The sequence below is a fragment of the Devosia sp. genome (assembly GCF_014860165.1).
GTDB lineage: Bacteria > Pseudomonadota > Alphaproteobacteria > Rhizobiales > Devosiaceae > Devosia.
On sequence record NZ_JACZKG010000054.1, the window covers coordinates 86,487 to 95,006 of the forward strand.

Annotated in this window: 7 protein-coding genes; 3 read left to right on the plus strand and 4 right to left on the minus strand. The window is 63.8% G+C overall.

What is annotated here, in order from left to right; all coding sequences use genetic code 11:
* Positions 1-2 precede the first annotated feature (2 nt).
* The 3 genes from IH615_RS13730 (at position 3) to IH615_RS13740 (ending at position 2,656) form a co-directional block, all read left to right on the plus strand.
* Positions 3-1,025, plus strand: coding sequence for an ABC transporter permease (locus IH615_RS13730; protein WP_291362451.1), 1,023 nt, complete (start codon positions 3-5; stop codon positions 1,023-1,025).
* A 27-nt stretch (positions 1,026-1,052) separates the two neighbouring features.
* Entirely contained in the window at positions 1,053-2,141 is a 1,089-nt protein-coding gene (locus IH615_RS13735) for a substrate-binding domain-containing protein (RefSeq protein WP_291362453.1), read from the plus strand.
* Positions 2,142-2,209: 68 nt separating this feature from the next.
* Complete coding sequence (locus IH615_RS13740; RefSeq protein ID WP_291362455.1) at positions 2,210-2,656, plus strand: heme-binding protein; 447 nt, start codon at positions 2,210-2,212, stop codon at positions 2,654-2,656.
* Positions 2,657-2,685: 29 nt separating this feature from the next.
* Here IH615_RS13740 and denD read toward each other — a convergent pair whose 3' ends face one another.
* From denD to ftsH, 4 genes are all read right to left on the minus strand, one after another.
* Positions 2,686-3,669 (minus strand): D-erythronate dehydrogenase, encoded by a 984-nt coding sequence (gene denD, locus IH615_RS13745; RefSeq protein WP_291362457.1) that lies wholly within the window; start codon positions 3,667-3,669, stop codon positions 2,686-2,688.
* 132 nt (positions 3,670-3,801) lie between these two features.
* The gene (locus IH615_RS13750; protein ID WP_291362458.1) at positions 3,802-4,542 is read right to left on the minus strand and encodes a hypothetical protein; all 741 of its coding nucleotides are present in this window, start codon (positions 4,540-4,542) and stop codon (positions 3,802-3,804) included.
* A gap of 152 nt (positions 4,543-4,694) precedes the next feature.
* Entirely contained in the window at positions 4,695-6,038 is a 1,344-nt protein-coding gene (glmM, locus tag IH615_RS13755; protein ID WP_291362459.1) for a phosphoglucosamine mutase, read from the minus strand.
* Positions 6,039-6,165: 127 nt separating this feature from the next.
* Positions 6,166-8,094: an ATP-dependent zinc metalloprotease FtsH gene (gene ftsH, locus IH615_RS13760; RefSeq protein ID WP_291362460.1), complete on the minus strand. Its 1,929-nt coding sequence runs from the start codon at positions 8,092-8,094 to the stop codon at positions 6,166-6,168.
* Positions 8,095-8,520 lie beyond the last annotated feature (426 nt).

The window sequence follows — 8,520 nt, forward strand, 5'->3', positions numbered from 1 at the left end:
AAATGCCGTCCATTGAATCCAACGCCATCGAACCCACCAAGGACGAACTGGCCGGCCTGCCCCCCCTGGTCAAGCTGATGCGCATGCTGCCCAGCTATGGCCTGGTCATCCTCACCGTCGCGCTGATCGTGCTGTTCTCGATCCTGCTGCCGACTACGTTTCCGACAGTCCTCAACCTGCGGGCCATCCTGTCCGACAAGGCCATCATTGCGCTCCTGTCACTGGCGGCGATGATCCCGATGGTGGCCGGTCGCATCGATCTCACGGTCGGCTACGGCATCGTGCTCTGGCATATCCTGGCCATCTCATTGCAGACCATGTACGGCCTGCCCTGGCCGATGGCCGTGGCAATCGTACTATGTTTGGGCGTCCTGGTGGGCGTGCTCAATGGCCTCTTGGTCGAAGTTGCGCGCATCGACAGCTTCATCGCCACGCTGGGCACCGGCACGATCCTCTATGCCCTGGCACTCTGGCATACCGGGGGCCGGCAGATGGTCGGCGTGCTGCCGGACGCCTTCTATGCGGTGAACGGCACCTTCGTCTTCGGACTGCCCATCACCGCCTATTACGTCCTGGCCATCACCATCGCACTGTGGGTGGTGCTCGATTACACCCCGATCGGCCGCTACCTCTATGCCATCGGCGCCAACCAGCGCGCTGCCGAACTCAACGGCATCCCGACCCGCAAATTCGTCGTCGGCGCCTTCGTGGCCTCTGGCCTGCTCACCGCCTTCGCCGGCGTCCTGCTGGCATCAAAACTGCGCATCGGCCAGGCGAGCGTCGGGCTCGAATTCCTGCTGCCCGCCCTGGTCGGTGCCTTCCTGGGCTCGACCACCATCAAGCCGGGCCGCGTCAATGTCTGGGGCACCATCATTGGCGTCATGATCCTGGCGGTCGGCATTGCCGGCATCCAGCAGTTCGGCGGCAGCTTCTGGGTCGAACCTCTCTTCAATGGCGCCACGCTGCTCATCGCCATCGGTATCGCCGGATATGCCCAACGCAAAAAGGGCGCCGGCTCAAAATAACGACAGCACAACAGGAGGATATCAATCATGCTGCGTCGTACCTTTACTGTCTCCCTGCTCGCCTTGATGGCGGCCACCCCCGCCTTCGCCGACGCGATTTCGGACGCCATGGCCGAAGTCCAGAAATATGCTGGCCAGAAGACCACCTGGGATGGCCCCAGCACTGGCCCGGCCGCCGCTGAAGGCAAGGCCATCGTCGTCCTCGCCGGGGATCTCAAGAATGGTGGCATCCTCGGTGTCACCAAGGGTGTCCAGGAAGCCGCCGACAAGATCGGCTGGACCATCAACGTGCTCGATGGCGCCGGTTCGATCCAGGGCCGTGCTGCCGCCTTCGGCCAGGCGCTGGCGCTCAACCCCGATGGCATCATCATCAACGGCTTCGACGCCGTCGAACAGCAGGCAGCGCTCGAGCAGGTCAAGGCCGCCGGAATCCCGATCGTCAGCTGGCATGCCGGCCCTGTCATCGGTCCCGATCCGACCAGCGGCATCTTCGCCAATGTGTCGACCGATGCGATGGAAGTGTCTGCCGCGGCCGGCAAGTGGGCCTTCGCCGATGCCGGTGGCAAGCCGGGCGTCGTCATCTTCACCGACTCCACCTATGCCATCGCCATCGCCAAGGCCGACAAGATCAGGGAAACGATCGAGGCGCTGGGCGGCACGGTGCTCGAATATGTCGATACCCCGATCGCCGATACCTCGACCCGCATGCCCTCGCTGACCACGGCCCTGCTGCAGAAATATGGTGCGAGCTGGACCCACGCCATGGCCATCAACGACATCTATTTCGACTTCATGGGACCCGCGCTTGCCGCTGCCGGCATTGCCGGTGACGGTGCGCCCAAGGCCGTGGCGGCCGGCGACGGCTCCGAAAGCGCCTACCAGCGCATCCGCACCGCCCAGTATCAGGCGGTGACGGTAGCCGAGCCGCTCAACCTTCAGGGTTGGCAACTGATCGACGAGCTCAACCGCGCCATCCAGGGCGAGGAATGGTCCGGCTATACCTCCCCGCTCCACGTCGTCACCGCGGAAAACATCTCCTTCGATGGCGGCGACAACAATCTGTTCGACCCGGGCAATGGCTACCGGGACGAATATGCCCGCATCTGGGGCAAATAGGCTTCTCCAACGTCTCCCGCGTTAACTGGGGCGGGCTTCTGCCTGCCCCTTCTTTTTGAGGCGACCGCATGACCGACACCGGCGTCAGCTTCTCCTGCATGCATCCTCGCCTGACCGACCACGCGGTTACGACGATGCTCCTGGCTGCCATGGCCGCCGCCAGGGCCATGGCGCAACCGCAATGCATCGCCCTGGTCGACGCTAGCGGGGTCGTGCTGGCCCACCTGCGCATGGAAGGGGCCAAGGTCCTGTCGCTGCACAGTGCGCTGGCGAAAGCGGAAACAGCGGCTTCGATCAACGTGCCGACACATAGGGTGCCAACTGGCGTGGCCAGCGCGATTGCTGCCGCAACAGGCGGTCGCGTAACGTCCCTTCCCGGCGGCCTGCCGATCCGCCTGTCCGGTCACCTTCTCGGCGGCATCGGCATCGGCTCGGGTACGGGAGACCAGGATATCGCCGTGGCAATGGCAGCATTGCGTGCCATAGGTGCGGAGGTCTTTGACGGATCGTCGTGATGGCTAGGACCGGGTTGTCGCCCCGGGGGTTAAGAGATGGCGCCGCCTAGTTCGTCCTCGATATGAATGCGGATGATCTCGTCAAAACTGGTCTCGCCGACGAAACCCAGGCCCCTGGCGCGGCTGGCGTCGAACGCCTGCGGCCAGCCTGCCACGATGCGTGCAATGGTCTCGTCCGGCTGGCGGCGGATGAGCGCGGTGGCCTTTGGCCCGGCGACGCGCTCGAGCGCGGCAATCTGCTCGCCGACCGTGGCGGCGAGACCCGGCATGGTCAGGTTGCGCTGGTTGCCCAGGGCGGCGGTATCCATGGCCGCCGCATGCAGCAGGAAGCCGACAGCGGCCCGTGGGCTGGCGAACCAGTGCCGCACCGTCTCGGCGACTGGCAACAGGGCCTCATGCCCCGCCAGCGGCTCGCGGATGATGCCGGAGAAAAAGCCCGAGGCAGCCTTGTTGGGTTTGCCCGGCCGCACCGCGATCGTCGGCAGGCGAATGCCGACCCCATCGACAAAACCCCGTCGTGAATAATCTGCAAGCAGTAGTTCGCCGATGGCCTTCTGCGTACCGTAGCTGGTCAGCGGCGTGTGCTCGTGCGTATCGCCGATCACATCGGGCAGTGGTTCGCCGAATACGGCAATCGACGAGGTGAAAACCAGCCGCGGCCTGTAGGGCGCCGCCTGCCCCGCAAGGCGGATGGCCTCCAGCAGATACCTCGTGCCGTCCAGGTTGATGCGATAGCCCTTTTCGAAATCGGCCTCGGCCTCGCCCGATACAATCGCTGCAAGGTGAAAGATCAGGTCAGGCCGCCCGGCGATCAACTGTCCTGCCACCCCGGGCATGGAGAGGTCGGCAGCTTGCGTCGTGACGGGGATGGTGGTGGCCGGGACCTCCGGCGCGATGACATCGGCAAGGGCCAGGCCGGTAATGGCCTGGCCGCCCACAGTCCCGGCCGCCAGGAGTGCGGCGACCAGCTTGCGCCCCACCATGCCGGCTGCGCCGATCACCAATACCTTCATGCTACCCCCCAAATCGTCTGCGGCGAGCTTAGCGTGTTGGCGGCGGCGGAGAAAAACAAAATCGGCGCCCTTCTGGACGCCGATTTTCTTGAGAGAGCGCAGCGGGCCGTGGCTACCCCGCCACGTTCCGTTCTAGTTGAAGCGATAGCGGACAGTGCCGCGCACTTCGTGAACCCAGTTGTGGTCGATCCAGTAGGGGGCGGTCGCCACCGTATTGGTCAGGCTGTTGATGTAGAGGCCGCGATAGCCGATATCGGCCACCACCTGCCCGAAGTCATAGCCGGCGCCGACCATGCCGGCAGCGGCGAAACTGGTATTCTGTGTACGCGTATCAGCCGGCGAACCGGCAGGGCCCGTGGTGATGAAATCGTTGAAGGCAACGCCGGCGCCAGCGCCAACATAGCCGAACATGCCGCCCGCAGCGCCATAGTCGCCGCCGCCCAGGCCGAAGTCGTAATAGGCGTTGGCCAGGAGAACCGTGGAGCGCAGCGACAGCTTGTGGACGCCGGGAAACAGCGCCGGTGCCGCGGAAGCCGGGATCGTGGTCTGCATCCCCTCATTGGACAGGTAGTCCGCTGTAACGTCGAAACGCAGTCCGGTGCCGGTTTCATAGCCGAAGCCCGCGCCGACCGAATAGCCATAGCCAAAGCCGTCGATCAGGAACGGGGTGCCCGGCGCTGTCGGATGGTTGACTTCCCGGGCCCACATCAGGTTACCCGCGGCACTGCCGCGCAAGTAGAACGAGCCGGAGACGCCGTAGTCGACATCGGGAATTTCGATGATCGGCGGGTAATAGGGCATATCGGCGGCGATTGCCTGTCCACCAACAATGGTGGCTCCTGCCACCATCATTGCAGTGATGAACTTACGCATGGGGAACGTCCTTTGAGTTGCCACGACACAGGTCGGTTGCAAGCCAATATCGGACAATTTCCTTAAAGCGCGCTTAACCTTAAAACTTAACCCTAACGAGAATAGAACGGCCGTCGGTATAGTTAACCGACAGTAAATCCAGACGATTCCGGCTAGGCGACTTGCAGTATCGCCGCCTCGATCTGTGACACCACCGTGCTCACCAGCGAGGCATCATCGGCCTCGCCCATGACCCGGATGACCGGCTCGGTACCGGAGGCGCGCACCACCAACCGCCCGCCGCTGCCCAGCATGGCCTGCCCGTCAGCGATGGCGGCAATGACCTGCTTGTGTTCGAGCGGCTTGCCCGACTTGAACTTCACGCTGCGCAGAAGCTGCGGCACCTTCGTAAAGCGCGCGCAGATCTCGGAGACGCTGCGCTCCTGCTGCTTGAGCACCGCCAGCAGCTGCAACGCCGCCACCAGGCCGTCGCCCGTCGTCGTGAAATCGGACAGGATGATATGGCCCGATTGCTCGCCGCCCACGTTGAAGCCCTTGCTGCGCATGGCTTCCAGCACGTAGCGATCACCAACCTGGGTGCGCTCGAGCGTCAGGCCGAGCGAGGTCAGGTAGCGTTCCAGCCCGAGATTGGACATGACGGTGGCGACGATGCCGCCGCCGACCAGCATTTCACGCTCGAGCCAGCTCTGGGCGATGACCGCCATGAACTGATCGCCGTCAACCACGTCGCCCTTCTCGTCCACGATGATCACCCGATCGGCATCGCCGTCCAGGGCAATGCCGATATCGGCGCGGACTTCCTTGACCTTGGCGGCCACCGCTTCCGGCGCCGTCGATCCCACCTTGTCGTTGATGTTGAAGCCATCGGGCTTGTCGCCAATGGTGAAGACCTCCGCCCCCAATTCCCACAGCGCCACCGGGGCAACCTTGTAGGCGGCGCCATTGGCGCAATCGAGCACAACCCGCAGGCCGGCAAGGTCGGTGCCGCGCGGCAGCGTGCGCTTGGCATATTCGATGTAGCGCGTGCGGGCTTCTTCGTCGCGATAGGCGCGGCCGATCTCACGGCCATGTGCCAAAAGGCTGGTCATGTCGCTGTCGATCAACCGCTCGATCTCTTTTTCGACTTCGTCGCTGAGCTTGTAGCCATCGGGACGGAACAGCTTGATACCATTGTCGTCATAGGGATTGTGGGACGCCGAGATCATGACGCCCAGGTCGGCGCGCAGCGAGCGCGTCAGCATGGCAACGGCAGGAGTGGGCATCGGCCCCAGGAAGTAGACATCCATACCCACAGCGGTGAAGCCGGCGCCCAGGGCACTTTCGATCATGTAGCCGGAGCGGCGCGTATCCTTGCCGATCACCACGCGGTTCCGGTGGTCGCCCCGCACGAATTTCTGCCCGGCCGCCATGCCGACGCGCAGGGCCAGCTCCGGCGTCAGCTTGTCGCCATTGGCCAGGCCGCGAATTCCATCCGTACCAAAATACTTGCGTACCATAGCGTCCTGTCCCCTGAGCCCGGCGATTCCGGCAGCGTCGGATAATACCACTTTTGGGCGGAATAGCGGAGAATGCCGCCATGCAAAAGGGCCGCCTTGCGGCGACCCCCTGTAAATTTGCCCAGGCCTAGCTGTTGGGCTGCGGCTCGAGGCCCGGCTCGGGCGGCGCGTCGGGACGCTTCTTGCCCGCCTTGCCGGCCGAAGGAACGCCGCTGGCCTTGTTGGAGGGGCCGCTATCGTCCGGACGGGTCGGCTGGATCCCGTCCATCAGCGCGCGCAGCTCGTCGCCGGTCAGCGTCTCGTATTCGAGCAGCGCCTGGGCAATCGCCTCCCACTGGTCGTGGTAGGTGGTGAGGATTTCCTTGGCCGAAGCCTCGCCATCCTCGATCAGCTTGCGCACTTCCTGGTCGATGATACGGGCCGTATCATCCGACATGTGCTGGGACTGCGTCACCGAGTGGCCCAGGAACACTTCCTGGTCGTTGCTCTTGTAGCGCACGCGACCGAGCTTCTCGCTCATGCCCCATTCCATCACCATCGAGCGGGCGAGATTGGTCGCCATCTGGATATCGCCCGAAGCGCCAGACGTGACCTTTTCCGGACCGAACTTGATGATCTCGGCCTCGCGGCCACCGAACAGCATGGTCAGGCGGGCCAGGGCCTTTTCGCGGGAGAACGAATAGCTGTCGCTTTCGGGCAGGGTCATCACCATGCCCAGGGCACGGCCGCGCGGAATGATCGTCGCCTTGTGGATCGGGTCGATGCCGGCAACCTTGAGCGCGATGATGGCGTGGCCGGCTTCGTGGTAAGCCGTCAGCTTCTTCTCGTCCTCGGACATGGCCATGGTGCGGCGCTCGGCGCCCATCATGATCTTGTCCTTGGCATCCTCGAATTCGGCATGGGTGACGAAACGCTTGTTGCGCCGCGCCGCCATCAGCGCCGCCTCGTTGACGAGGTTCATGAGGTCAGCACCCGAGAAACCGGGCGTACCGCGCGCCAGAACCTTGAGATCCACATCGGGCGCCAGCGGCACCTTGCGGACGTGAACCTTGAGCACCTTCTCGCGGCCCGAAACGTCGGGGTTCGGCACCACGACCTGGCGGTCGAAGCGGCCCGGACGCAGCAGGGCAGGATCGAGCACATCGGGACGGTTGGTGGCAGCGATCAGGATGATGCCTTCATTGGCTTCAAAGCCATCCATCTCGACAAGGAGCTGGTTGAGGGTCTGTTCGCGTTCGTCGTTACCGCCGCCGAGACCGGCGCCACGCTGGCGGCCGACGGCGTCGATTTCGTCGATGAAGATGATGCAGGGCGCATTCTTCTTGGCCTGCTCGAACATATCGCGGACGCGGCTGGCGCCGACACCGACGAACATTTCAACGAAGTCCGAACCCGAAATGGTGAAGAAGGGCACATTGGCTTCGCCGGCGACCGAACGGGCCAGCAGCGTTTTACCGGTGCCCGGAGGGCCCACCAGCAGAACGCCGCGCGGAATACGACCGCCCAGGCGCTGGAACTTGCCCGGATCACGCAGGAATTCGACGATTTCCTCGAGATCCTGCTTGGCCTCGTCCACGCCGGCCACGTCCTCGAACGTCACCTTGCCATGGGTTTCCGTCAGCAGCTTGGCGCGCGACTTGCCAAAGCCCATCGCGCCGCCACGGCCACCGCCCTGCATCTGGCGTATGAAGAAGAACCACACGCCGATGATGACGATGAAGGGCAGCCATGAGCTGAGCAGGATCGACCAGAACGGGCTCGATTCGAGCGGCCGCGCAGTGATCGAGACACCCTTGTCCTCGAGGCGATTGATGATTTCGGCGCCTTCGGGCAGCACGGTTTCAAACCGCGTGCCGTCGCGCAGCGTGCCGGAAACGACGTTCTCGGTAATGGTGACGCTGGTCACGCTGCCGGCTTCGACATCGGTGACGAACTGGCTGTAGCTCTTGTCGGAAACCGAGGTCGAGCGGGTCGAAGACTGAAAGACCTGGAACAGGCCCATCAGCATGAAGAGTATGACCAGCCAGATGGCAAAGTTGCGGAAGTTTCCGTTCATCAATCCTGTCCCGGAGATGCCTGCGCTAAGGGAGCGCGGCGCGTGTGCCGAATGTATGTCCGGCATTAGGGCGTTACAAGGGCAAGACCTGCGGCCCTTTGGGTGCCCCGTCCAGTCATAATGTCGCGATTGGGTTAATACGCGGTGGGGATTCTGTAGGTTCCATCGGGCATGCGAAAGCGCCGCCTGTCTGCGGTTGTCATGGGCTCGGTCCGCTCGGTGTCGAGACGCCAAGGGGCGCTCAGAGAGCTATGGTGGCGAGGCGCCTGCCTCGAAGTGGTAGTTAAAGGAAGTGAGGCCGTTGCCCCGCCACCACGCCAGGATTTTCGCGGGTCCGGGCCAGGTACGCTGTGTCGCAAGCGCAGCTGCCGAGTTCCCCCCGCCCGATGGGAGCGACCTCCCATCCCCGACTGCCCTCACGGTCAT

Bases quoted from the DNA above. Each gene is read 5' to 3' on its own strand.
- IH615_RS13730 (WP_291362451.1), top strand. From the start codon at position 3: ATGCCGTCCATTGAATCCAACGCCATCGAACCCACCAAGGACGAACTG.
- IH615_RS13735 (WP_291362453.1), top strand. From the start codon at position 1,053: ATGCTGCGTCGTACCTTTACTGTCTCCCTGCTCGCCTTGATGGCGGCC.
- IH615_RS13740 (WP_291362455.1), top strand. From the start codon at position 2,210: ATGACCGACACCGGCGTCAGCTTCTCCTGCATGCATCCTCGCCTGACC.
- denD (WP_291362457.1), bottom strand. From the start codon at position 3,669: ATGAAGGTATTGGTGATCGGCGCAGCCGGCATGGTGGGGCGCAAGCTG.
- IH615_RS13750 (WP_291362458.1), bottom strand. From the start codon at position 4,542: ATGCGTAAGTTCATCACTGCAATGATGGTGGCAGGAGCCACCATTGTT.
- glmM (WP_291362459.1), bottom strand. From the start codon at position 6,038: ATGGTACGCAAGTATTTTGGTACGGATGGAATTCGCGGCCTGGCCAAT.
- ftsH (WP_291362460.1), bottom strand. From the start codon at position 8,094: ATGAACGGAAACTTCCGCAACTTTGCCATCTGGCTGGTCATACTCTTC.